The sequence below is a fragment of the Pseudanabaena sp. UWO310 genome (assembly GCF_006861605.1).
In the GTDB taxonomy this organism is placed as follows: domain Bacteria; phylum Cyanobacteriota; class Cyanobacteriia; order Pseudanabaenales; family Pseudanabaenaceae; genus Pseudanabaena.
In genome coordinates this window covers 25,963-51,132 of record NZ_SELU01000029.1, presented here as the reverse complement: position 1 = coordinate 51,132, position 25,170 = coordinate 25,963, and the positions used below count along the sequence as shown (strand labels likewise).

Genomic DNA, 25,170 nt, shown 5'->3' with positions numbered 1-25,170 from the left:
CAAATCACAAAATGGCGTAGCCATTTTGTGATTTTAAAACCCTTACTGGGTTTGGTTTTCAATTCTCAAAAGTGTAGCCACACTTTTGAGAATTGGTATTATTTCCTGATACAGTTGACGGCGGCTAAATTAAAAACTCAAACCCAGAAGATAGTCCCGTCCGCTAAGCGGACGGGACTATCTTCTGGGTTTGGAGACTAAAATCGATTTTCATACTCGATCGATATGCCTGTTTTTCCATCAGAGCCGTAATTGCCTCGTAAAAGCACATTCGGATCAACACGATAGCGGATCGAGAAGTTAGTGGGTTGGGTTGGGTCATTGATAATTCTTTGGAGGGCGATCGAAAAACTATTACTGATATCGATCGCTGCCTCAGCCGATAGCCCTAAAGTCCCAGTCTTGCTGGTACTGGAGGCATTAGTTGTCACTGGACTGAGATTAAACTCCGCCAAGTTAAGCGCATCACCGATCGCATCTTGCAAGAAATTCAAAACCGTGCCACCCGCAAAACTAGCAAGGGAAGAGGCAGGATCGGAGCCTCCCTGTTGCTGTAAAACGCCACCACCAATCAGGGCAATAATTTCCGCTTGGCTGCGTGGTGGGCTACTCGTAAGGCGAATGTCGGGCGCAAGGGCTGTGCCAGTTACACTCGCTTGAACGCGAAGGGTACGTTGCGCTCCCAAGTTGCTTACAGGGACTTCATTCGGACTAAATAAATCGTTGGGTCGATTGGAACTGATCGGTACGCGCGTAATCTCCGCAACGGCTCCCGTAACCCGAACATTGAGAGTCGGATTCAACCCTTGGGCGGGTTTAAATTCGGCAAAGTTTTCGTAGGCGCGATCGAGACGGAATCGGGTTGAAATCGCATTAAACTGTCCGCGAGAAATAACAATTTTCCCTTCTGGTTCGGGGCTAGCGAGGGTTCCATTAACAATTAAGGTTCCCTCACCTAGGAAGTTAAATAGAGGGAAGCGCGTTACCTGCATATTTTGCACCTTAACGGCAAGTCGCGAAAAGGCTACATCCGCTAGACTTCCCGTGTCATTGCTACTAGCATTACCATTCTCGACACTATTACCGATGACAAATCTGCCATCGCCTAGGGCGACTTCACCTGTAATTACTGGGGCTAACAAAGCCCCTCTCACCAAGATGCGCGTATTAAAGTTATCAGAACTAATATCGCGAATATTGAGCTTGAGCTTATCGGCATTAATCGCTAGAGCCTGTTGATATTCTGGACTATCAACAGCGAGAAGGTTGGGATTACTGATCGGCAGAATTCCTTTTAGGGCAAGCTTCCCTTCACTAAAGTTACTGATAATATTGCTAACTAGGCGATCGCTAGTGAAGTCAATATTGCCTTGCACCTCGGTAAAGTCACCAGGCAAACCTGCAATTTTAACTTTGGCATTGTCAACCACCATTTTGCCCGCTATTTTAGGATCTCTGGTGGTTCCACTTGCCCTGAGATTAATATTGCCTTTTCCGTCAATCCAGCGCACGGGCTGGTTAAAGATATTAATAAAAGCAATACCTTCATCTTTGACATCGAGCTTAACGTCAAAATTGCCAAATAGTCCAAAATTACCGACCGCGACTACCGATTCCTTACCCGCCACTTTCATATTGGCATCGAAGTTGATATTGAGCTTATCGTAGTTAAACTTCACAGCTACAAAATCAATGGGCTGGCGATTGACCGAACCGTTGGTCAAGCTCAATTGACCTTTAATGCCCAGATCGAGCAAGGTAATTCCAGAAATAGAAAGATTGCCATTTACCTTACCTGTCAAATCGAAGGGAATGGCGCTAAAGAATGGGAGAGGGCGTAAAGATTCAATGGGGAAGTCTTTTAACTCGATCTCGCCACTTTGCTCGCGGAATCGGAACAATGGATTAGTTGAAGGAGTAAGCCTGATTCTTGCCTTGGTAATTCTGCCATAACTCTTGTCTGACTGGAAATTTGCCTTCGCAATGTTGAATACGCCATAGGCATAACGCCCTTCTACTTGAATGTCGTCAACGGCAAACTTCCCATATTCAAATTTTTTGCCGACCACATTAAATCCTACGCGAATCCCCCTACGTTGATTGAACCCAAAGGTAACTTTCCCCTTAATATCCCCTCGAAAATCCGTAAGCGGTGGTAAGTTGAAATTGCGGGCGGAATTCACCGTATCGATTTGTTCCTGTCGCAGTTCGATCTGGGTAATGTATTGCAACTGTTTGTAAAGAGGCTCTCCCATCAATCTAATTGCTTCTAGGGGTTGTAGCTCTGAAGCTCGATTTTTGGCAAAGGTAATGCCTTGACTGATATCGACAATATTTGCCCATTGCAGCGTGGCAAATACATCCTGTACCCTACCTTTAGTAATCTCAGCCACACCAGAAATGGGATCTTCAGCCTTGGGGTTATAGGTCAGATTGAACTTGTACTCGTTATTAACTTCTCCCTGACGAATGTTTACGTTTCCGTCTCGAATGTCTAAAATGCCGTTGGCATAGGCGATTTTGGCGATCGCTCTTTCCGCTACGACGCGACCAAAGCGCGGACGTTCCACCGTAATATCTCCCGTCGCCGTAGGATTATTTGTGAAATCAACGATTAAATTACTGGAAAGTTTACCGCTAACGTCATTCTGTCCTGCTAGAGATGCTGCCATTGCCAAGGGAATATTCGCGATCGCTACTTGCAAGCGGCGGGGATTATTCTCCAGTCTGCGTCCCGAGGCTGTCGCTTCACCCAAATTCACATTAAAATCGATGGGACGGAAGGCACTATCCAACCTCGCGGCAATGCGATCGCGCTTTCCCCGCAGATCGACATTCAAACCGCGATTGCCATCAAAATTGAGGTTGCCTTCGAGCCTCGGATCGAAGGCTAATTTATCCACCCTCAAACCTGCAAGCAACAGATCCCCCGTTGCTTGGAGCACGCTACCGATACCATTTAAAGTTCCATTAAAGGTGAGCTTGTCCAGTTCGATTTGATTGACCTTTAAGCCAGCGATCTGGACGTTGCCAGCCAGCCTAGGAGCCGTGAGTTCGCCATTAATCGAACCATCAAAATCAAGAGAACCGCGAGAGGGGGCAACTATTCCCTGTTTCGCAAAACTAGAGCCAAGGGAAGCAAGATCAACATTATCTAACTGTAAGGCTCCCGCAATTTTAAGCTTATCAATCGCCCCTGAGATATTGCCCCGAAAGTTAAGAATTCCCGATGCTTGAGTGGGAATCAAACTTGAGAGCGTCGTCAAACGGTTGATATTGACATTGCGGGAAATCAAATCAAGATTAACCCCTGCAATACCCGTAGGTAGCTGATTGGTTGCATTATTGGGAAATGCGAGATCGAGTTTCCCATTAGCAGTTAAGTAGTTACCGACTTGTAAAGAGGGAATCAGCAGATTTTTGCCATCCCAAGTGAGATTCGCCGAAATCGCATCGGGAACTTCCGTTAATCCCTGTGGCAAACGTACCGTCGCATCGGCAGTAATATCGGCTAAGGAAAACCCACCGCGATCGCTACGCAGATTGATTAATCCTTCGATGATGCCTTTTTGATTGAGAAGGAAGGCAGCTAAGGGAATGCCATTACTATTTAACTGCGATTTCCAAGCTCCACTGACAATATTATAACTACCCGACAGCCCGATCTCGCCCACGGGGAACCGCACCTTGGTATTGCGAATGGTGGCTAAGCCATCGTCGATAAAAACTTCTCCCTTCGCGGGATAGGTGGCGCTAGGTGCATCGAACTGGGCCAAAACTTGAGGATTCGCCAAGGCTCCAGTAATTTGTAAAGAACTAGTAACCTGTCCGATCGCAATTGGCAGCTTTACCCCATAAAGCTTGGTGAAATCTTCGGCAACTCCTACGAGGCTAGTAGTGAATAAAATCTCCGCAGGCTGATTTTTTTGGGGCAAGCGAATCTGTCCTTCCCCTGTAAGTGTCGCCCCTGTGGAGGCGGCCTGTACTTTTTTGATTTGTAAGGTGTTGAGGTCTTTTAATTCGATGGAGGCTAAAAATCGATCAACAACGATCCGATCGAAACTAACGGTTTTCGGCGTAGTGATATTGAGATTGAGAGAAGGCTTTTGCAAGGTTCCTGTGAATTTACCATCGAGCTTCACTTCACCCGCGATCGCAACGGGGGTTTTCACACCAAAGCTTTCAATCCCTTTACCCAGATCGAGGGTTGTACTGGCAAAATTGAGGTTAAACCCTTTTTGCTGACTAAAACTACCATCCACCGTTGCCTTGAATAAGCCATAGCTCGCCGATAGTTCCTTTAAGGTTGCGTCTTTACCATCAAAACTAAATTGCCCCGAAATATCTGTAATGGATTTGGTCAGTTGGGGGGATTTGATCGCCCCGTCACTAAGTTGAGCTGCGATTGATATTGTGGGAGTTTCTTTGCCTGCGGCGATCGTCACTTTGAGATCGGTATCGAGTTTACCTTTTTGGATTTCTATGGGTAAATTTACGGCAAACCCCTGTACAGCCGCAATTTGCAGGTCAATGGATTTCAGATCGACTGTCCCTTGCCCCCTAGTCAAATCCCAATCAACGGCAAAGGTGATGTTTCCCTTATTCCCCTCCTTATCGGCATTAGCAGTTTCGATCGCTTTTTTAAGCAGTTCGGGATCTGGTGGAGCATTGATCGCCGCGATATTGGGCAGGGTTAGGCGACCTTTGCCACTCATTTGTAAGCTTTGATTGTTGAGATCGACAATTTTCCAATTACTATCGATCTGCACCTGACTGAGAGAAACCAATTCTCCTTTGGCGATCGTCTGAATGGTTAACTGTGCGTCGCTAAAGGTAATGGTCTTAAGGTCAATAAATCCTTCTTGAGTTTGTTTTTCTGGTGGGGTGATTTTGGGTAATTGCAGTAAGCCTGTAACGTCCTGCTTAAGAAATACTTGCGGTTGCTCGATGATTGCATCTAGACCAATCTGGCGACGAGTCACGTAGCTCCACAAATCGACCTTGACCTCGATCGCCTCAACGGCTAAAAAGTTTGACTCCTTATCTGTCGGTGGTACGAGGGACTTACCCAACCTAATGCTCGAAAATCCTACTCTTTCAACTTTTCCCAGTTGTAAAGGACGTTTGAGGGCTTTGCTTAACTCGGTCTGAAGGAGGGGCGATAATTGCTCGTTGAGAAAGTAGCGTCCATACCAAAAAGCTCCTAAGCTCGTTGCTGTAAAGGCGATCGCAAATCCAACCCCCACTCGCCCGAGATTTTTGGCGAAGGTAGAGTTTGATGGTCTCTGCGGCGGTAGTTGAGCCTGTCCCACAATTTTTCACTCCGTTTGATGCCCACACGACACCATTTTACATATGTTATGTTCGCCTTGAAGCGACCTGCCAATTTTAAAAGCCCTGCTAAGTAAGTGGGCTTAATTAAATATAAAACCCTAAAACTTGCGGCGCACGCGCAGCGTGCGCCGCAGGTTTTAGCTCTGGATTTTAACTATGCTGAGGTACTTACTCCCCCCTTATACCAATTCACGAAAGTGTGACAACACTTTTGTGGATTAAACACCAAACCCAGTAAGGCTTTGAGATTCCCAAAATGGCAACGCCATTTTGGGAATTGGTATTAGTCAAGAGTTGAGAGCTTGCAAAGCTTTTAAGTAAGCAGCTCAGCATAATTAAAATCCAAAATCAGTGAGAGTGCCGCCCCCGTAGCGGGAGGTAATCTCTTCGAGATTTTCAGTTTACTTATGCTTAGCTACTTAAAGCCTTTAAAAAATATCAGTATTTATTTATAACGTAAAGCATAATTAGCCACATGGTTTAACTAAAGTCCTTAACTCAAGGCTTTAGCCAAACCGATATCCTTTACCGTATACAGTATTTATCAGAGAGGTTTGGCGATCGCGATCGATTTTGCGTCGTAATAACTTGATCTGAGCCACAAGGGCATTGCTCGTTGGCGCAGTTTCTTCCTCCTTCCATAGATATTGGGAAATTTGTTCGTGGCTGAGTAACTGATTGGGATGCTGCATAAAGTATTCCAAAAGTTGATATTCTCTTTCGGTTAAAGCGATCGCAATTTGTTCTCGATATACGACTTGATTATCACGATCTAGTTCCAAATTTCCATAACTCAATTTTGCAGGTTCGTGGGTCGGGGTAAGTGGCGGCAGTGATCGGCGCAGTAAGGCTCTCACCCTAGCCAGTAATTCGCGCAGTTCAAAGGGCTTAACGAGATAGTCATCGGCTCCGCTATCCAAACCCTCAACGCGATCGTCGAGGGTATCTTTTGCCGTCAACATGAGCACAGGGGTAAGATATCCAGCTTGGCGTAGGGTCTTACAGATCTCAACTCCCGACTTCTCTGGCATCATCCAATCTAATATTAAGAGGTCATAATTCCCAGCCTGAGCTAATTCCCAGCCGTGATCGCCAGTAGTAGCGCTATCGACCACATAGCCTTGACTTGTCAAAATCCTTTGTAATGGCTCGGCGAGCTCTTCTTCATCATCTACTAACAAGATGCGCATAAATCCCTACATAAATTCCTACAGCAATTTTCGATCAAAAGAACCACAAGAAACTTTTTGAAATTGTTGCTTCGCAACAATTTCAAAAAGTTTCTTGGTTTGGATTTGAGCGCAAAGCGCTGTAAATTCCTAGTGCTTGTCAAACTTTCCATGTCAAACTTTCCATATCAAACTTTCCCTAATTACATCACCGCAACATGAGAAAAAACTATGGCACAAGTAGCTAGGCATAAGTAAACTTAAAACCTAGAAGAGCATACCGCACGCTGCGCGGGCGGTATGCTCTTCTAGCTATTGCGGTTTTCAAATGAGTGCGTACTCATTTGAAAACAAAAAACAATTCTAGTAAGGGTTTTGAGTTTTCATTTTGCCTACGGCAAAATGAAAACTGCAATACTTATCGGCGCTGACGCTTTGCTTCATAGAGCAGCAGGGACGCACATACAGCTACATTCAAGGACTCTACCCGATCGCTTTGAGGAATCGCCACAGCTTCATCGGCAAGTTCGATTAATTCCGCCGACAAGCCATTTCCTTCATTGCCCAACAAAATTAAAGTCGGTTGCGTGAAGTCATAGTCCCAATAGGTTTTCTCGGCATGGGCGAGTGTCGCGATAACTTTTATTCCCTGTTCTTGCAATTGGCGAATATCTGCGGCAAGATGGGTGCTTGTTTGCATGGCACAGCGAAACCATTGTCCTGCGGTGGCGCGAATAATTTTAGGATTAGTTAAATCAACACTATCGCTACTCACCAAGATGCCATCAATGCCCACTGCGACTGCTGATCTCACGATCGCGCCAATATTTCCGGGATCTTGAACTGTTTCTAAAGCTAAACCGAAAGTCTGGATTTTGGCAGTTTCTCGCGATGGTAACCATGCCGCCGCGATCGCTCCATCGGGATTTTTAGTCGTCGCGATCGCTTGGATTACTTCTTCTGATACGATTTCGAGTCTGTCAATTTCCTCCACAGATGCTTCGATACGAGCGTACAGCTCGGGATTAGAGATCATCCACTTTTCGGTACAGCAGACAATAGATAGGGGATAAGCTGTAGCGATCGCTTCCGTCAGTGCGTGGGTTCCCTCCACTAAAAAGAGCCCATGCTCTTTCCGATCCTTCGCTGTTTCACCAAGCGATCGTAATTGTTTGACTAATGGATTTTTGGTACTGGTGAGCAAGTCTTAGTCCTACGATGAAAATCAACATACGCTTCAAATTATAGCAATCTCGAATGATTCTCAAAAACAACGAACCACAAGGAGATTTTTGAAAGCATTGCTTCGCAATGCTTTCAAAAATCTCCTTGGTTTGGGTTTGAGCGCAAAGCGCTGTAAGTCAGAAAATCAAACCCAATAGAGAGTTGCGGCGCGAAGCGCCGCAACTCTCTATTGGGTTTGATTTTTGTCCTAACATTACTGACTATAGCTATAAAAATCAAAATCAGAGATCGTAACGCCTGCTAAGATAATTTCCAGCTTTGCGTAATTTCTAACTAGTTGACTAACTTAATTCTTAAACCTAATTCTTAAATACTTTGTTACTAATTGAATCTATCTTTTTACAAAGTTTAGCGATCGCTTTAGGGGCTTGTGTGGGCAGTTTTTTGAATGTGGTAATTTACCGCGTTCCTGCGGGTTTATCCATTCTGCATCCCCCATCGCGATGCCCTCACTGCTTGCGATCGCTTGCCCCGCGTGACAATATTCCCATTATTGGTTGGTTTTTGATTAAAGGTAAATGTCGTTATTGCCACACGCCTGTATCTTGGCGATATCCAGCGATCGAAGCATTGACCGCCTTCTTGTTTTGGAGTGTGGCGGCATACTTTGGCAATTCTCTGTCAGTCCCGATCCTGTGCTTTTATGCTGCGTTTCTCAGTTGGCTGCTAGTTCTAGCCTTAATTGATATCGATACGATGACCCTACCCGATCGCTTAACTCAGTCAGGATTGTTACTAGGTTTAATCTATCAAGTTAGTCTTGCCTCCATGAGTTTAACGAATGGAGGTGATGCTCGCTTTGCTGTTTCTCGTTTGCTAATGTTTGGCATCGGTGGGGCAGTGCTAGGAATCTGGCTTCTAGATATTATGCGTGTTGCTGGCAGTATATTTCTCCAAAAAGAAGCGATGGGCGGTGGCGATCCCAAACTTGCCGCAATGCTCGGAATGTGGCTGGGCTGGCAAAATCTGTTGCTGGCGATTTTGATTGCCTCAGCGATCGGTACGTTAGTTGGGGCGATCGCTTTACTCGTCCAGAAACGAGGCAAACATCAACCAATTCCCTTTGGTCCCTTTCTTGCCCTTGGTGGCGCAATTTCTCTGTTTTTTGGGCAAACAATTCTCTCCACCTATCTCAGTTGGTTTGGCTTAGCCTAAAAAAGACAAAAATCTTGCAGGATAAATACCAAGGTAAGAAATGGCTACGCCATTTCTTACCGCGCTTCGCGCTCAACCCCAAACCAAGGAAATTTTTGAAAGCGTTGCGAAGCAACGCTTTCAAAAATTTCCTTGTGGTTCGGTTGATCGATAATTGCTGTAACTTACATAAAAAAGAGGGTTGCCGCGCTCCACGCGGCAACCCTCTTTTTTAGTTGATGGTAGCTATAACATTTGGTTACTCCACCCCTTCATAGCGCCAAGCTACAGGATCGATCGCTTCCCCATTTACATACAAACCCCAATGCAAATGGGGACCCGTCACCGCGCCCGTTGCGCCGATCGCACCGATCGTTTGACCTGCCGTTACGAAATCGCCTTCCTTGACATAGATCTTACTGAGATGTAAAAAAATGCTCTCCACCCCCTGACCATGATCTAGCCCAATGGTATTGCCATGCAAAAGAAAGCCTTGAGCTACCGTTCCCACTAAACGAATATAGCCAGCCGCAGGCGCTACTACTGGTGAACCATATCCACCTGCGTAGTCAACACCACGGTGGTAATAATCATCGGCAAATACCCCGTTGTAATAGCGCTGTACGCCAAAACCTGTTGTAATCTCGCCATCATTGGGTCTTAAAAAAGCGCCATTCCAAAATTTCTGAGGGGTAACTAATTTTTTAAAGGCGGAAACCTTATCCCACTCGTAATCCGTTGGCTCGGAACCTCCCCCCGAATCATTAATCCAGATACTTTGCGTGGGAAACTCGCGATCGCCTAACCGCATAGGCAAGGTTTGCTTCAAGCCATCCCCTGTTACCAATACCTGACGTTCACCTGCTTTATCTAGAGGCGTTGTCGGGATAAATGCTCGCCAACGATTGCTTGACATGGCAAAAGCAGGAAATTGTTTGTTATTCATCGATACCTTCGGCGGGGTCTTGGTGGTTTTATCCGTCACGATCCAAACCGATACCGTATCGCCAAGGAGGGGATTCATTGGTTTGAGAATTGCTTGCAAAGCATCGACCCTCGCTGCACCAAAGATCGCCGCCGCGATCGCCGACACCAAAATCAAACTAACTAGTAATGGTAATTTGATCGAAAACGGGAAAGGACGAGCAACCATAACTGCATCAAGGGGTAAAGAACTGAGATATCCGCTTGCAATATGCGCCGCACAAAGTGCGGCGCATATTGACCGCAGATTGTTTTTAGGGAATCAAAGGAATCGTGGCGCTACGTGTAAATTGTTCGTAAGCTGACTCTAAATTAGTAGAATATAGCCCTTTAAATTTGTAGTCTTTGTACAAATCAGGTACTTTGGCAAACTTCTCAAGAACTTGTTCCTTAGTCAAGATCTGTCCCTTCCATTCCAGTGCGAGACGCTCTAATCCACTGAAATAGGCTTGCTGTGCCTGTAAACCTGTCACATCAGTTACATCTCCATGCCCAGGAACGACTTTTGCTTCTGGATAAGAAGCAATTAAGCGATAAAGGCTACCCTGCCACTGCCGAATATCACTATCACCTGTGTAGGGAATCCGCTTATTGAAGACCATATCACCTGAAAATAAAACCTTAGCATCAGGTATATAGGCAACTAAGTCGGTTCCAGCGGAATGTCCATCTACCCGCTCGATCCGCACTTGGCGATCGCCTAACCAAAGATCGGTTTGGCTATTGATCACTACCGTTGGTGGAGTAACCCCACCCGTATTATTTTTGCCACTTTGAATATATTCACGAATCACCCCACGACCAATTACTGGGACTTCACGCTTTACAAAAGCAGCATTACCTCCAGTGTGATCGAAATGATAATGCGTATTTAAGACATATCTAATGGGCTTATCTGTTAACGATTTTACCGTAGAGATCATTAACTCAGCGAGTTCGGGCGTTTGAAACGGATCGATTACTAACACGCCATCACTACCAATCACAAAGCCGCCATTACAGATGGCTATTGTCGGTGCTATGGGCGGAAAATCGGTACTCGCCACTAGGGCGTAAACTCCTTGAGCTACCTCTTGCAGTTGCAAACCCGCTCCTTGCAAGCTTACCGTGGTAATACTTGTTTCTACGGGTTTTCCCTGAGCCAGAAGCACTGTGGGATCTGGCTTTTGAGCTTGGGCATTCGCATAATTCCAACCATATCCGAGCAGTATGGACATTATTGTGGCGATCGCTGCCAACAAGAATGCCAAAAGGTATTTAATCTTTAGCTTTTTCAGCATCTTAATTCCTTGGAGCTAGATTTTGAAGCTGCAACGCTTCCAGACTAGTGTAAACCAAATCAAAACCTAGAAAGGCTAGGGATCGCTTGGCTTTGCCTAACCCTTTTGGGTGAAAAATTATCGCTGTTGCCTGATCCTTGTCACCAAGTGTATTTATAGCTATCGCCAAATGTACTAGGACATAAACCCCAAGAATTGACTGGCGGCGCTTCGCGCCGCCAGTCAATTCTTGGGGTTTGATTTGTCCTAATTCAAGTGACTGTAGCTTTTACTTTTGGGCTTTGAGAAAGGGTTTGCATAGCAAACCCTTTCTCAAATTAAGTAGCTAAGTATCTCAGTATGATTACAATCCAGATCTAAAACCTGCGGCGCACGCGCAGCGTGCGCCGCAGGTTTTAGATCAATTCACGAAAGTGTGACGACGCTTTTGTGAATTAAAAACTAAACCCAGTAAGGGTTTTCAAAGCTCAAAATGGCGTAGCCATTTTGAGCTTTCGTATTACGGTCATTATCTAGCCCAAGTGAAGATTGAAGATTAAGGTGGTAGGAGATTTGCGTTAATTTTGGGTTATGTTAATAAGAATATACTTTTAAAAAGTTTTATTCACGGTTATTCAGGGTTTTAAAATGACAGCAAAAATACAGTTGGCGATCGGCATCGATGAAGAAGCTTCAGATGTCAAAATCACAAGGTCTAAAGACGGAGATACCAGTGTTGCTGTGTTTATCTTCGAGTCACCCAACTGTATGGCTGGTGCAGATGCAGGTAACAATGAGATCCTCGGAATGTACATGATTGATGAAGAAGGCGAAATGGTGACTCGTAACGTCAATGCTAAATTCATCAATGGTAAATCAGCAGGGATTGAAGCAATTCATAAACTTAATGGACAGAACGAATGGGAACGTTTTTTGCGATTTATGAATCGCTATGCTGAAGCTAACGGCATGAGTTTAAACAAAGCATAAAATTAAAAAAAACTATGCAGCCATCTCAAAACCCTTGTCCCGATCCTCCATCCTATCAAGTTCATTTTGCCGTGATTACTGTTAGCGATACCCGTACCCCTGAAACCGATAAAAGCGGAAATTTCATCAAACAATCGATGACCAATGCTGGGCATATCTTGGATTACTATGCCCTCGTTAAGGATGAACCCGACGAAATTCGGGAGCAAATGCTTAATTTGGCAACGATCGCCGATCTCGATGCTATTATCCTGAACGGTGGGACGGGGATCGCGCCAAGGGATACCACCTATGACGCGATCTCGGCATTACTCGAAAAAACACTCCCAGGATTTGGGGAAATGTTTCGTTATTTGAGTTGGCAAGAGGTTGGTTCGAGGGCGATCGCTTCGCGTTCGGAAGCAGGAATTTACCAAGGAAAATTAGTATTTTCGCTGCCTGGATCGAGTAATGCGGTAAAACTAGCGATCGAGCAACTAATTTTGCCCGAAATCATTCATCTAGTCCGTCAATTAAAGGGGTTACATTAGTGATCTCTAGCTGTCGCTACGTATGTTATTGCGGTTTTCAAAGGAGTGCGTACTCATTTGAAAACAAAAAACAATTCTAGTAAGGGGTTTGAGTTTTCATTTTGCCGTAGGCAAAATGAAAACTGCAATAAGGTAAAAGAAGAAAAGAAGGTTGGCGCGAAGCGCCAACCTTCTTTTCTTAAGGGCTGACTAGCAGAGAATCTCCTAATTTGAGAACTTTGCCTGCTTCAGTTACGGGAATGCGTGTATTCAGGGTAAATCGGTAGAAATGGTTGAAGCGCGATCGCTCTACGTTATCTGGCAAAGTTGCCGCTCTTTGACTAGAAAATATTTTTTGGAACTTGGGATAGATTTCGCCTGTATCAGCATCACGGGTAGGAACGGGGCAGCGTTGACAGGGATTTATGCCTAAAAACTGGATCGAGCCTATGCGAAAAGGGACTGTTTCCCCCGACTTTGTAAATAGCCGATCTTCCCAAAATGGGGCTGTACCTGAGATCTCTAAATTGGTACGAAAGCGCCGCCGAATTTGCTCTAAGTTAATACTCGGCTCTTCATACCAACTTTGCACAGTTTTGAGAGATGCCTCCGAAACCACAGTTGGCCCCCAAGCCTCAAGATCGTCGGGAAATCCATTGGCAACATTTTGGCGAAGTTCTACGGTTTGACCGAAAAATTCACTCAACCAATTGGCAAGCAATTCTCTCTCTCGATCTAAATGAAAAGTAAATACTTCGTTTTGCTCCTGTTTTTGGTGATCTTTTTGGTGATCTTTTTGGTGATGGATTTGGAGATGGATTTGGCGATCGCTTAGGTGGTAATTGGCTCTAATTAAATGAATCTGGGGATATAGCTTGGCATTGATATATTTCCCATGGCGATCAACTATGGCAAATTCGCGATCGCCCTTTAAGGCTCCACCAGAGGAAATCTCTATCTCATTTAAGGAAACAGGATCGAGGGATTTGATGGGAAAAATCAGAATTTTACTGAGGCTTACCATAGGAGCTATGACATTGAAATGTAGATGTTGATGGAAAAACCTTACCAAATATTCCTCTATAGCTAGAACAAATCAAAGCCCAAGAGATGAGTGGCGGCGCTTTGCGCCGCCACTCATTAAACAAAAACAAACCCCAGAAGAGTGTAACGCCCGCGCAGCGGGCGTTACACTCTTCTGGGGTTTAAGATTACTTATGCTTAGGGACTTGCGAGAAAATAAGATACCAATCCAGATTTACCAGAATCGGTGGCGCGGCGGAGTCGCGCCACCGATTCTGGTTTTATATTTGGTACTTCATTAAACCGCAAGTCCCTTAGCTAGTTAAATAAGTATTTTTAACTAAACCTTAACTATGTTAGAGGGAGGAAATATAATGTTACTAATTTAACAAAAAATTTTTCTTTCGGAGTCTCAATGATCGGACATACTCTTGTAGATAATCTTAGAGAAGATTTCCAAAACGTTACAAGTACTTCTATCTCGACTCTCGCGAATATTTGGGCAAAGAAGTATATTCAAAATTTACAGGTCGATAAACCCAAGCAGAGTATTCAATCTAATGATCTGGGGGAAATTTTATCATCAGAGCGGCGAGCAGCTACAGCCGCCAATCTCTTACAATCCCTGCGTTTTTCTAGCGCACAAGCTTGGGCAAAGACTGAAACCCTATTGATGGGACAGTTGCAAGCTCACGGTATATCCGCAGATTTAATCGATCCTTGGCAAATCGCTACGGATTCGCGTTTTTTGTTGGACTCGGCTCTCAAGGTTTATACCGAGAATGCTAACAATCGCCTGTTGGAAATCGATTTGCCTGAAGATGGACAATATCAGCGACTCGAAACCTATACTCAGCTACCAACAGTTGGACAGTTATCGGTGGCGATCGCACAAAATGTCGGCAAGATTCGCAAAAAATATACATCCGTCGATCCGCGCACCATTGGTTTTGTCAGTATGCAATTTCACTACAGCGGGCAGATGCTGCTGAATGCCCTTCCGCCTCTAGAGAAATTGATGGTGAATTCTTACTTCAAGGTAATTGACGATCACCTTTATATGCCATTGCAAAGATGCTACGAGGCCGCAGGAGATCTGGAATATGATGACATCGCGCTTGAGTCTGTCCGTCATTTACTCTCCCTGACCAGTGAAATTGCCCGCCAAGTCTCACAAAAGACCTTGATTATGCATTCGGACTATCAATGCTATAGCGGCGTGCTGAGTTCGCCTCAAATTCGTATTTCTAGTTTGCGCGACATTGAGATGTTTCAAGTTTATCTCTGTCTTTGCGTATTAGAAAAGAGTGTATCTTCGATTCAGCAAGAGCTTTTTCCCCTTTGTATAATGCTCTATCCTCCTTTAAAGGTGAGTTGGGAATTGGTAAGGACTTTACTCAGACTCCTCTCTCAAGAAATGCATACCCATCTCGATGAGAGGCATGTCAAGGAATTTGAGCCCTATCTTACGGCTTTGAATGAAATGTTTGGTGATGATGTGCTGCCTGAAGCCTGATAATAATAAAGCTGAGCAGATTAAGTCGATAAACTTGTTAGAAAAAACGCCAAAAGCGTGACTTTTCTAACAGGTTGAGACTTGATATCTTCAGTAAAGAAAAGCTAAGAACAGAAAAAAATCAAGCATGACCTGTATTTGTACGATTAGCCAAGCGATCGCCATTACATCGGCAACGGTTGCCAATATTGACGAAAATACGCGAAACAATATAGAAATAAGGGGCGTTATTTCCGATAGTCGCAAACTTGAAACTGGTGAGTTGTTTGTGGCTTTAACTGGCGAAAATTTTGATGGTCATGTTTTTGTTGCCGCAGCGATCGCTAAAGGAGCCGTAGCCGCAATTGTGAATCGGGAATGGGCTAACTCAGATGCGGCAACTGGGCTACCACTCCTAGCGGTTGATGACACTCTTACCGCCTATCAGGAGCTAGCGCGTTGGTGGCGATTGCAGTTTTCACGCCCCGTCATTTCTATTACAGGTTCCGTTGGCAAAACCACCACTAAAGAAATGATTGCGAGTATGTTGGCTTGCTATGTGGCTCCCGACAAGCAAGTTCATAAAAGTCAAGCCAATCATAATAATGATATTGGCGTAGCCCAAACCCTATTAGCGATCGTCCCCGATCGGAATGATTTTGTAGTGGTAGAGATGGGAATGCGTGGTTTAGGGGAAATCGAGCGACTTGCCAAAATTACTTTGCCCACAGTTAGTGTAATTACCAATGTGGGTACGGCTCATATTGGTAGATTAGGTTCGCGAGAGGCGATCGCCCAAGCTAAATGCGAACTCCTTGCGGAAACCCCGATCGATGGCACGGCAATTCTCAATGCAAGTAATGAGCTGTTACTAGAAACAGCTACCAAAGTCTGGCAGGGCAAAACCATTACCTATGGCTTAGGTATGGGCGATGTTAATGGGGAACTCATTAATAACAAATTGCATGTCGAAGGTTTGATATGGGAATTACCCTTGCCAGGTCGCCACAATGCTTTAAATTTTCTCGCAGGCTTAGCCGTTCTCAAAGCCCTCAATCTTGATTGGGCTCAGACATTGCAAGGCATTGGCAAGCTCGATCTGCCCTTTGGCAGAGCGCAGCTATACGAATTACCGCAGGATGTGATGATTCTTGATGAAACCTACAATGCTTCTCCCGAAGGAATGCTAGCAGCTTTGCGTCAATTAGCTGATATGCCCGCAAAGCGTCATTGGGCGGTGCTAGGAACCATGAAAGAGTTAGGATCTATGTCTTCCCAATTGCATCGTCAAGTGGGCGAAGCGATCGCTAAATTAGGCATCGAAGGTGCCATTATTTTGATCGATGGTGAGGCTGATGCCATCCTGTCTGGAGCCAATGGTTCGTTGAAATATGCGATCGCCTGTCAGTCTTATGACGACATTACCCAAACCCTCTTACAAAAAGTCGAACAGGGCGATCGCATTCTTTTCAAAGCATCGCGATCGGTTGGGATGGATCATGTTGTCAAAGCATTTCGTGAAACTTGGCACTAGAGATAGCATGGCGGCGCTTTGCGCCGCCATGCCCTTGAAGTCCCAAGAAATCTTTTATAGCTATATTCGGACAACAAACCCAATAGAGAGTTGCGGCGCGAAGCGCCGCAACTCTCTATTGGGTTTGTTGTCCTGACTTAAGTGAATATAGCTATAATACGGAACTACTCAATAACCTTTGGATAGTTGCAGTTAGATGGGAAAGTTGTACGGGTTTTGCTAGATATTCATTGGCTCCAACTGCCATACATTTCTCGCGATCGCCTTGCATCGCCAGAGCTGTTAGCGCCACAATGGGAATATGTTTGAGAAACGGATTAGCACGGATAATTTCAATCGCCGCAATGCCATCGAGTACGGGCATTTGGATATCCATAAGCACGAGATTGGGCTTTTGGGCGATCGCTAGATCGATTGCTTCTTGACCATTAGCCGCTAAAATCACCCGATATCCTCGACTAGTTAGGTAATTGGCAAAGGTTTCAATATTAATTGGGTTATCATCGGCTAACAAAATTAGAGGATTAATTAATAAATCTTGCTCAGAACCATTCTCTAATAAGTTATTTTCTAAGTTCTCTAAGTTCTCTAAGTTCTCTAGCTTTGCTAGTCCCGCTTCGCCATGATGTTCCGTTACGGGATGAGTCTGCTCCCTATCTAGAGATCTGCTCTCCAACTTGTAGGGTAAAAAGATAGAAAAACAACTTCCTTGCCCAACTTGGCTATTTACAGTCACACAGCCGCCATGCAATTCGGCAATTTGCTTAACAAGGGTAAGCCCCAGCCCTGTTCCCGAATATTGTCGATTTAAACTACTGTCAATCTGAACAAAGGCTTGAAATAATTTACAGATATCGGCTGGAGAAATACCGATGCCCGTATCCGTGACAGAAAAAACGATCACATGGGAATATTCAGGACTTGCCTTTAGGGTTGTTGCCTCGATATCTTGAAGCTTAACTTCCAATTTGACATTGCCACCATTAGACGTAAACTTGACCGCATTACTGAGCAGATTAATCAAGGCTTGACGCATTCGCCGCTCATCCACAGCGATCGTCTTCAGGTTGCGATGGATTGATAGGCGGAGTTGGACATTGCGCTTTTGTGCTGCTTGCCTAACTAAGTTCAGACTTGATTGGCATAAATAATCGATAGCTACAGGACTAATTTCGAGATCTAATTTCCCTGCACCAATTTTGGCTACATCCAAAATATCATTAATTAATTCCAGTAAATGTCTACCACTCGTTTCAATTAGGGATAGCGATCGCTTTTGGCGATCGTTGACATCACCAAACACTCCTGATATCAACCCCTCAGACATACCTAAAACTGCATTCAGAGGAGTACGGAGTTCATGGCTCATATTCGCAAGAAATTCATCCTTCAGTCTAGTGGCTCGCGCGAGTTCGGCATTCGTTTCACCCAACTGTTGATTCGCGGCTTTTAGTTCACTGGTGCGCTGCTCGACCCTTAGCTCTAATTGTTGATTGAGCTGGTAGAGGGCATCAATAGCCTCCTGTCTTTCGATTTCCGCACTAATCCTAGCGGCAAAAACCCGTAGCATCGCATCGGCTCTCTCCAAATTAGCGATCGGTTTGCGATCAAGAATGCATAGGCTGCCGATGGGCTTATCGCTACTGCTAAAGATTGCCCTCCCTAGATAGGATTCGACTGGTAAATTTTTGACGGATTCGCAATCGGGAAAATACCTTTTCAATTTCTCAGGACAGCAGTATTTTCCTTGTTTAATTGTCAACGAACAAGGAGTATTACTTAAAGGGATGATCGATACTGGTTGTTGCTTTCCATCGATCCAAGAGATAATGGTCTCCAATCGATCCTCCATAAGTTTAGAGACAATGACATAACTCACTCCTAGGGCTTTGGCAATATATTCTGCTAAGGTGGGAAAGAAGTCCTCACCAGTATGAGCAGCCGCCCCTTCGACTAAACTTTGCAAGGCTGCTTCATCCTGTTTGCGATCGCTGATATCCTCAATAATCCCAATAAAAAATGGAGTATGATCGACTTCATTAACGATTTTGGAACTGGTTGTCTTCACCCAAACCGTCCTGTTATCTCGGTGTAAGAGGCGCTTTTCCATGTGATAACTTTCAAGTTCGTTAGAAAGAACAAGATTCCGCAATCGGAGATTCTCTTCTATATCCTCAGGCAGCATATTGTCTGTAAATCGCATTGATGCTAATTCCCGTTCAGAATAGCCAATCATCTCTTGATAGCAGGGATTAGTTCTGATAAATTTACCGTCAAGATCGGTAATTGCCATGCCCACCGCTGACTGCTCGAACATGCCACTCAATAGAGACTCACTCGTCCTCAGGAGTTGCTCGCTACGATGTAACGCCATCTCCGCCCATTTGCGATCGCTAATATCGCGCACAATGATCAGAACTTCGTTCTCGCTACAAACAGAAATGCGGACTTCTTCAACATGTAAATTCCCATCAATAATAATTTCTTGATCGTAGATCTGCCTTTTACCCGTCAGCAAAGCCTTACGAATATATTGCATTCGCGTTTCTGCCAAATCTATGGGGAAATCAGTATTATAAATATTTTTGCCAATAATTTCCTTTGTATCAAAGATGTTAAAGGTTTCGGTTGGGAAAAAGTCCAGATAAGTTCCATCCCCAGACATCCGTATAATTAAATCGGGTAAAGCATCAATTAGATTTTTTTGATTGCTTTCGCTCTCCCTCAGAGCAGTCTCTACCTGTTTGCGTTCAATTGCTAAGCTAGCTAGATTAACGACCAGACTCACCAATTCCATCTCATCATTGGAAGGAGTCCGAATTTCAGGGTAATACATCGCTAATGCGCCTAAGACAATCCCTGATTTAGCAAAAATAGGTATCGACCAACAGGCAAGCAACCCAGCCTCTAGAGCGGAATCACGATAGTTTTGCCATAGGGGATCGGTCGCAATATCGGTCACGATGACGGAGGCTTTTCGATATACCGCCGTTCCACAAGATCCTGCATATTCGCCGATTTCGATACCTGCGATCGCTGTTATATAGCTTTCAGGAAGGCTGGGGGCGATGCCGCAGACTAGGTTTTTTCCTTCCACCCGTAAGATCGAGCAATACATTTGATGGGATTGCGATTCAATGAATTGCACGATCGCAGTCAGAATTTGCGATAACTCCGCACCATGGGCGATTAACTCCAATATTTGTCGCTGCTTTGCTAAGAGCAGATCTTGGCGCTTGCGATTGCTAATATCCTCAACTACAGCGGCAATTTGTTCAATTTCGCCATGACTATTCTTGAGAGGAAAGCAGCGTCCCCAAATCCATCGAATATCTCCATCGGGACGCACAATGCGATATTCCTCACTAAAGCAACCACTAAAAGCCGTTAAAGTATAGGCTTGAGCAATACGCTCTTGATCGTCAGGATGAATAGATTGCATCCAAGAATCGGGATCTTGGTATAAACTTTCATTGGATTTCCCCCAGATTTCTGCATATCTCGGACTTACATAAAGTAACTTGCCTGAAGAAAGTTCGCGAATTACAATCACCCCGCGATTATTATCAGCAAATTGGCGAAACATATCATTACTATGGGCTAGTGCGGTCGTTCTTTCCTGCACTTGGCTTTCTAATAACTTATTACGACTTTTGAGTAGTTCGAGGTTTTCCTGCTCTAGCCTTGACATTTTTGTTTCCAATATCGAGACTAATTTGTAAATTTCCGTTGGTTGGATTGCCCCTAATAGATCGGTTTGGCTGACGATTCCTTCTAATCTGCCATCGGCACTCGTAATAAGCACATGGTTGATCATTCTCTCTTGCATTAATTCCCGCACATCCCATAATGTCTCTTCGGAATCGATAGATAGGGGTGGGAAACTCATCACCAACTGTACTGGTGATGTAAATAGATCTAATCCCAAGGCAAGGTATTGGATAATATCACCTTCCGTAACTATTCCTATGGGAAATAAAGCATTCTCTCGCTCTTCAACCACCACGACCGAGCTAACGGAACTCTCTAAAATCAAGTTAGCGACCTTCGCAACGGAATCCATCTGTCGGGCGCAAACCACATCGGTAACCATTATCTCTTTTACCCGACGTAGGCGTAACATATCGATGGGGCGTAGTAGTTGCCGTAAACTCTCATGGGTGATCAATCCGACTACTTCACCTAGATCGTTGACTAGGGGCAAATGACGAATATGAAAGCGATGAAAGCGATTGATGGGGACGAGGATATCGATGAATTCCCATTCCAGCAGCGACTGAACGGGATAGGTCATTACTTCAGCGATCGCAGTTTCCAGTAAATTACTTACGGATTTTTGGGGGAATTCCCCATCATTGACAGTCTCTGTTCCCAGCTTGATTAAGTCATGCTCAGTCAAAATCCCGATCAGTTTTTTCCCCTCTGTCACTAAGACGCAACTGTTTTGAGCATGAGCTAATTGCAAATTTAACGCGGTATCAATATCGCAGGACAAACTACAGGTCTGTCCGCCTTTGCTCATTAAAGCGATCGCTTCAGCAACTGTTGCACTTGCCGCAATTGTCAAGGGATCGCGGATGATTGCTTGTTCAAATAGGAATTGCTGATTTTCAGCGTACATAGGTTGAAACACGAAATCTTACCCGCAAAAAATTTATATTTTTTTTACTCAAACATCCCTTAATAAAATTTTACTTTAATTTTTGAATGTTTAGGCTGTGAAGCCCCAATTTTTATCAACTTGGCAAACACTTGGCAAACACTTGGCAAACATTTAGCAAACATTTAGCAAACATTTGCCAAGTGTTTGCTAAATATTGGGGAAATGTTTGGCAAATGTTTTTGGTTTCCTCGGTTTTAGGAAAGATTCAGGAAAGATTTGAGAAGGATATTTCTGCGCCTAGGTAATTCTCAAAATTGCTTGGGATTCTCATATAGAAATCCTGAATGAGTGTGATGGGCTTCGACTATTCTCAGGCATATATATACGTTGGCTGAATACGTTGGCTGAGCGCAGCCGAAGCCCCATTTTTCTCGTAAATGATTTAGGAATGCTACGGCACATTTAAAACAACTAATAAAATAACTAATCAAACAATTAATCAAACAATTAATAAGATAACTAATCAAACAACTAACAAGATAACTAAGTTTACATACCGTTAAATACATTTGAAACTAAAATTCAAAGAATAAAACTAACTGCTGGAAGACTCTTGAAATCTGGAATCTTAGTAAATATATCAACAAATTTATTTAAATGTATTTCAATGTATTTTATATTTGTTTATCCTAAGAATAGATCGAATTAAGTCGCCTTGAGATCGACTTAATTGGTAAGTAAATGAATCTAAATCCTCAATAACCACTAAACAATTTAACAGAGCTGTCCCCATGAGTATCCATCGGTCTTGTTAAATTATTCTGTATTTATAAAATTTTACATAATGATCGTAGGATTGGACATGGCGAATTTCTAATCCTACTAAATAAGGGTTTAGTTCTTGTATCGACAATTGCTACATTTGACCCTTGAATTTATGAGATAGGCTTGTTATGGAAATGCAAACAACTTATTGAAATAATAGGCTCAAGTAATAAATTTAAATAATAAATTCAAATAATAAATTTAAATAATAAATTCAAACAATGAAAATTATCAAACATTTTCTGGGAGCATAATAATAAGCGAGATAATAAACGAGGACTATGGTAAGATACCTCTTCCAAAGCTATCCAATTATACAAAATCACTTAAGCTAAGAATTGTTCTTGTTCTATAGATAAATAAATGCAATTATAGTAAACGTATACATAGCTGTTTACATAGCCGCTTATACGGCTGTTTACATGGTTGTTTTGTGATTATCAGGCAGTCAGTCAGTTTAAAAGGTATTTATGCAATAAGGGAATAGTCAGTGATAAATACTATTTAGCCCCTTTGGCTTTCGATACAGCAAACAAATGCTACTTACCCAACTTTCTCCAGTGGACACATCAATACAAGCCCTTCCTAAGTTTATCCAAGATTTGAAGCATTTATATGTTCTGTTTCAACAGGCTACTGGTGAATTATTGGTGACTGGCGACAATGAAGCCGATCCTGTTTGGAACATATATTTCTATCTTGGGCGTTTAGTATATGCAACTGGCGGCAAGCATCGCATTCGCAGATTGGCTAGAGCCATTCGACAGCATTCACCTAATATCAATATTCAAGAACTGCTCGAACATGCCGATCTCACTACTGAGGCTTGGGAGTTAAAGGTCATCGAGCAGGCTGTTCAAGACAACCTTTTGACCACAGAACAGGTGAGAGCGGTCATTCAGTCCAGCATTCATGAGGTGTTTTATAGTCTCAGCAATCAAAAACAGCCCAAATCATCTTGGAAGCCGCTAGAATCCCTAGTCTTTAAACCCGTAGTTGCCCTATCTATGGGGCAAACTCTAGATAGTGTCGTGGCGGCTCAGCAAAGGTGGCAACAGGCGGGGCTTTCCCATGTCCAAAACATGATCCAAGGGTTTTCCTTTGACTTAGCTCCTTACATTAACAATCCCGATCAATTGGATGTGATGCTAAAGGCGGAAGCTATCACCTCTAAAACCTATAGGACGCTTAAAAAAATTGTTAATGGCAAAAATACTCTATGGGACATGTCGATCATCATGCACTGCTCGATGATTGCTGTCATGCGATCGCTTTTACCGTTAGTTGTTGATGGAATTGTCGCTTTTCAGGAAGTGCCTGACTGGACATCCTCGAAATGGAAATTGCCTAGTAAGTCTCAGGAAATGGTGCGCCGAGGACTGGTTGCCTGCATCGATGATAGTCCGCAAGTAGCCGTAGAAATGCGCCATATCCTTGAGCCCTTAGGTTATGAAGTTTTAGGAATTACTGAGCCTTTACAAAGTGTGAGCACCCTATTACAACGGAAGCCCGATTTGATTTTTCTTGATTTGATCATGCCAAATACCAATGGCTATGAATTATGTACTTTTTTGCGAAAAACGACTACATTTCAAGAAATTCCCATCGTGATTCTGACGGGACGGGATGGGATGATTGATCGGGTGCGGGCAAAGATGGCGGGCTCCTCTGATTTTATGAGCAAGCCTCCAGATCCTGCAAAAGTTATGCAGATAATGCGTAAGTTTTTGCAAGTACCTGAAACCAACTAATTTGCAATAGCTCTCACTTAGATCATTAGCTTGATCATTAGCTTGATTATTAGTTTGATTATTAATTTGATTATTAATTTTAAAGAGGAAAAAACCAGATATGAGTACAATTTTAGTGGTTGAAGACACGATGACTCAGGCTGAGATTATCATTGGCAGCTTGAGAAATGCTGGCTTTAATACCATTTTGGCAATGAGTGGGGACGAAGCCAGAACTAAAATTGGTCAGCAGAAGCCCAGCGCCATTGTATTAGATGTGGTTTTACCCAATGAAAGCGGCTTTGAGCTATGTCGCGATCTCAAAGATAAGCCGACAACTAAAGATATTCCGATTATCCTTTGCTCGACGAAGAGTGGAGAGATGGATAAATTTTGGGGCATGAAACAAGGGGCTTCCGCTTATTTGACCAAACCTGTTGACATCGATGAGCTAGTGCGGACGATTAGATTATTAGTAAAAGATTGATGCCTAATAACAAGTAAAACAACGAGGGAAATAACAAGAGAAATAACAAGAGAAATAACGAGAGAAATAACGAGAGAAATAACGAGAGAAATAACAAGAGAAATAACAAGAAAAACAAAAAAATAAATAGCAAGAAATAAATAAATCAACAAAAAGAAAATAACAAAAAAATAGCCAGAAAGTAATAAGAAATAAGGCAAACGCTCAAAAATCGATAATATCCCCTAGAAAGTAGCAGTGAGATCGCCGTGGCAAATCAGATGATAGGTAATCAGCAAAAGATAACTCAGTTAGATGCAGGACGGTCGGATAGCGAGCAGTTTCTATCATTTTCTCTCGTGAAAGAACAGCAAGCATTATTACCAACCCATCAGCTAATTGAAATTGTCAGAATTAGTTTGTCCCAGATTACGGCGATCGCAGGATTGGCTCCCTACGTCATGGGTATATATAACTGGCGGGGCGATGTCATTTGGGCTGTCGATCTTGCCAGTCTCTTAGGCTATACGCCCCTTTACGCGCAGGAATCTACTCAAGAAAAGTTTCAGGATCGATACCATATTGTCTTTTTACGCAGCCAAGGCAATGCGATCGGACTGGTGGTGTCAAATGTGGGGCAGATGATCCGCTGCGATCGCGCCAAAATTCAAACCTCATCCCACGCCTTTACCAGTCCAGCCACGAAGCAGGCTTGCCAAGGTTATTGGTTAAGTGCGAGTGGCGAGACGTTTTTGGTGTTGGATGGCAATGCGATCGCGCAAGTTATTCAGACCTAGTTTGAGACTTGTTTTGGTTATGTAGACGCTTAGATGGTTTGTACTTTTGTATATTTTGTAGAAGTTTTAAAAA

General features: G+C 43.7%; 15 protein-coding genes. 8 read left to right on the top strand and 7 right to left on the bottom strand.

Annotated features, from left to right (window positions below; all coding sequences use genetic code 11):
- Positions 1 to 197 precede the first annotated feature (197 nt).
- The 3 genes from PseudUWO310_RS11515 to PseudUWO310_RS11505 form a co-directional block, all read right to left on the bottom strand.
- On the bottom strand, positions 198 to 5,312 hold the full coding sequence (locus PseudUWO310_RS11515; protein ID WP_142601327.1) for a translocation/assembly module TamB domain-containing protein: 5,115 nt from the start codon (positions 5,310 to 5,312) through the stop codon (positions 198 to 200).
- Positions 5,313 to 5,840: 528 nt separating this feature from the next.
- Positions 5,841 to 6,524, bottom strand: coding sequence for a two-component system response regulator RppA (rppA, locus tag PseudUWO310_RS11510; RefSeq protein WP_142601324.1), 684 nt, complete (start codon positions 6,522 to 6,524; stop codon positions 5,841 to 5,843).
- Between the two features lie 397 nt (positions 6,525 to 6,921).
- On the bottom strand, positions 6,922 to 7,707 hold the full coding sequence (locus PseudUWO310_RS11505) for a TrmH family RNA methyltransferase (RefSeq protein ID WP_142601322.1): 786 nt from the start codon (positions 7,705 to 7,707) through the stop codon (positions 6,922 to 6,924).
- Between the two features lie 356 nt (positions 7,708 to 8,063).
- Between PseudUWO310_RS11505 and PseudUWO310_RS11500 the strand changes: the two genes are divergently transcribed.
- Positions 8,064 to 8,903 (top strand): prepilin peptidase, encoded by an 840-nt coding sequence (locus tag PseudUWO310_RS11500; protein ID WP_142601320.1) that lies wholly within the window; start codon positions 8,064 to 8,066, stop codon positions 8,901 to 8,903.
- Between the two features lie 238 nt (positions 8,904 to 9,141).
- On the opposite strand, the gene PseudUWO310_RS11495 is transcribed toward PseudUWO310_RS11500, so the two are convergent.
- Both PseudUWO310_RS11495 and PseudUWO310_RS11490 read right to left on the bottom strand, forming a co-directional pair.
- Complete coding sequence (locus PseudUWO310_RS11495) at positions 9,142 to 10,035, bottom strand: M23 family metallopeptidase (protein ID WP_142601318.1); 894 nt, start codon at positions 10,033 to 10,035, stop codon at positions 9,142 to 9,144.
- An 85-nt stretch (positions 10,036 to 10,120) separates the two neighbouring features.
- A complete protein-coding gene (locus tag PseudUWO310_RS11490; protein ID WP_142601316.1) occupies positions 10,121 to 11,146 on the bottom strand; it encodes an MBL fold metallo-hydrolase in 1,026 nt (341 codons plus the stop codon).
- Between the two features lie 627 nt (positions 11,147 to 11,773).
- On the opposite strand from PseudUWO310_RS11490, the gene psb28 reads away from it, so the two are divergent.
- The gene (gene psb28 / locus PseudUWO310_RS11485) at positions 11,774 to 12,115 is read left to right on the top strand and encodes a photosystem II reaction center protein Psb28 (RefSeq protein ID WP_142601313.1); all 342 of its coding nucleotides are present in this window, start codon (positions 11,774 to 11,776) and stop codon (positions 12,113 to 12,115) included.
- A 14-nt stretch (positions 12,116 to 12,129) separates the two neighbouring features.
- Complete coding sequence (locus PseudUWO310_RS11480; RefSeq protein ID WP_142601311.1) at positions 12,130 to 12,645, top strand: molybdenum cofactor biosynthesis protein B; 516 nt, start codon at positions 12,130 to 12,132, stop codon at positions 12,643 to 12,645.
- Between the two features lie 178 nt (positions 12,646 to 12,823).
- Here PseudUWO310_RS11480 and PseudUWO310_RS11475 read toward each other — a convergent pair whose 3' ends face one another.
- Entirely contained in the window at positions 12,824 to 13,648 is an 825-nt protein-coding gene (locus PseudUWO310_RS11475) for an MOSC domain-containing protein (protein WP_142601309.1), read from the bottom strand.
- A gap of 414 nt (positions 13,649 to 14,062) precedes the next feature.
- Between PseudUWO310_RS11475 and PseudUWO310_RS11470 the strand changes: the two genes are divergently transcribed.
- Positions 14,063 to 15,163: a hypothetical protein gene (locus tag PseudUWO310_RS11470; RefSeq protein ID WP_009629559.1), complete on the top strand. Its 1,101-nt coding sequence runs from the start codon at positions 14,063 to 14,065 to the stop codon at positions 15,161 to 15,163.
- A 127-nt stretch (positions 15,164 to 15,290) separates the two neighbouring features.
- A complete protein-coding gene (locus PseudUWO310_RS11465) occupies positions 15,291 to 16,676 on the top strand; it encodes a UDP-N-acetylmuramoyl-tripeptide--D-alanyl-D-alanine ligase (RefSeq protein ID WP_142601306.1) in 1,386 nt (461 codons plus the stop codon).
- Positions 16,677 to 16,827: 151 nt separating this feature from the next.
- Here PseudUWO310_RS11465 and PseudUWO310_RS11460 read toward each other — a convergent pair whose 3' ends face one another.
- A complete protein-coding gene (locus PseudUWO310_RS11460) occupies positions 16,828 to 21,297 on the bottom strand; it encodes a PAS domain S-box protein (RefSeq protein WP_190315991.1) in 4,470 nt (1,489 codons plus the stop codon).
- 1,367 nt (positions 21,298 to 22,664) lie between these two features.
- Here PseudUWO310_RS11460 and PseudUWO310_RS11455 point away from each other — a divergent pair.
- The 3 genes from PseudUWO310_RS11455 (at position 22,665) to PseudUWO310_RS11445 (ending at position 25,097) form a co-directional block, all read left to right on the top strand.
- Positions 22,665 to 23,855 (top strand): response regulator, encoded by a 1,191-nt coding sequence (locus tag PseudUWO310_RS11455; RefSeq protein WP_223805631.1) that lies wholly within the window; start codon positions 22,665 to 22,667, stop codon positions 23,853 to 23,855.
- 100 nt (positions 23,856 to 23,955) lie between these two features.
- The gene (locus PseudUWO310_RS11450) at positions 23,956 to 24,321 is read left to right on the top strand and encodes a response regulator transcription factor (RefSeq protein ID WP_009627313.1); all 366 of its coding nucleotides are present in this window, start codon (positions 23,956 to 23,958) and stop codon (positions 24,319 to 24,321) included.
- 248 nt (positions 24,322 to 24,569) lie between these two features.
- A complete protein-coding gene (locus tag PseudUWO310_RS11445) occupies positions 24,570 to 25,097 on the top strand; it encodes a chemotaxis protein CheW (protein WP_142601299.1) in 528 nt (175 codons plus the stop codon).
- Positions 25,098 to 25,170 lie beyond the last annotated feature (73 nt).

What these genes read in the sequence shown, in the direction of transcription:
- PseudUWO310_RS11460 (WP_190315991.1), bottom strand. Translation starts at nt 21,297, where the DNA reads ATGTACGCTGAAAATCAGCAATTCCTATTTGAACAAGCAATCATCCGC.
- PseudUWO310_RS11495 (WP_142601318.1), bottom strand. Translation starts at nt 10,035, where the DNA reads ATGGTTGCTCGTCCTTTCCCGTTTTCGATCAAATTACCATTACTAGTT.
- PseudUWO310_RS11465 (WP_142601306.1), top strand. Translation starts at nt 15,291, where the DNA reads ATGACCTGTATTTGTACGATTAGCCAAGCGATCGCCATTACATCGGCA.
- PseudUWO310_RS11475 (WP_142601309.1), bottom strand. Translation starts at nt 13,648, where the DNA reads ATGGTAAGCCTCAGTAAAATTCTGATTTTTCCCATCAAATCCCTCGAT.
- PseudUWO310_RS11490 (WP_142601316.1), bottom strand. Translation starts at nt 11,146, where the DNA reads ATGCTGAAAAAGCTAAAGATTAAATACCTTTTGGCATTCTTGTTGGCA.
- PseudUWO310_RS11470 (WP_009629559.1), top strand. Translation starts at nt 14,063, where the DNA reads ATGATCGGACATACTCTTGTAGATAATCTTAGAGAAGATTTCCAAAAC.
- rppA (WP_142601324.1), bottom strand. Translation starts at nt 6,524, where the DNA reads ATGCGCATCTTGTTAGTAGATGATGAAGAAGAGCTCGCCGAGCCATTA.
- PseudUWO310_RS11480 (WP_142601311.1), top strand. Translation starts at nt 12,130, where the DNA reads ATGCAGCCATCTCAAAACCCTTGTCCCGATCCTCCATCCTATCAAGTT.
- psb28 (WP_142601313.1), top strand. Translation starts at nt 11,774, where the DNA reads ATGACAGCAAAAATACAGTTGGCGATCGGCATCGATGAAGAAGCTTCA.
- PseudUWO310_RS11450 (WP_009627313.1), top strand. Translation starts at nt 23,956, where the DNA reads ATGAGTACAATTTTAGTGGTTGAAGACACGATGACTCAGGCTGAGATT.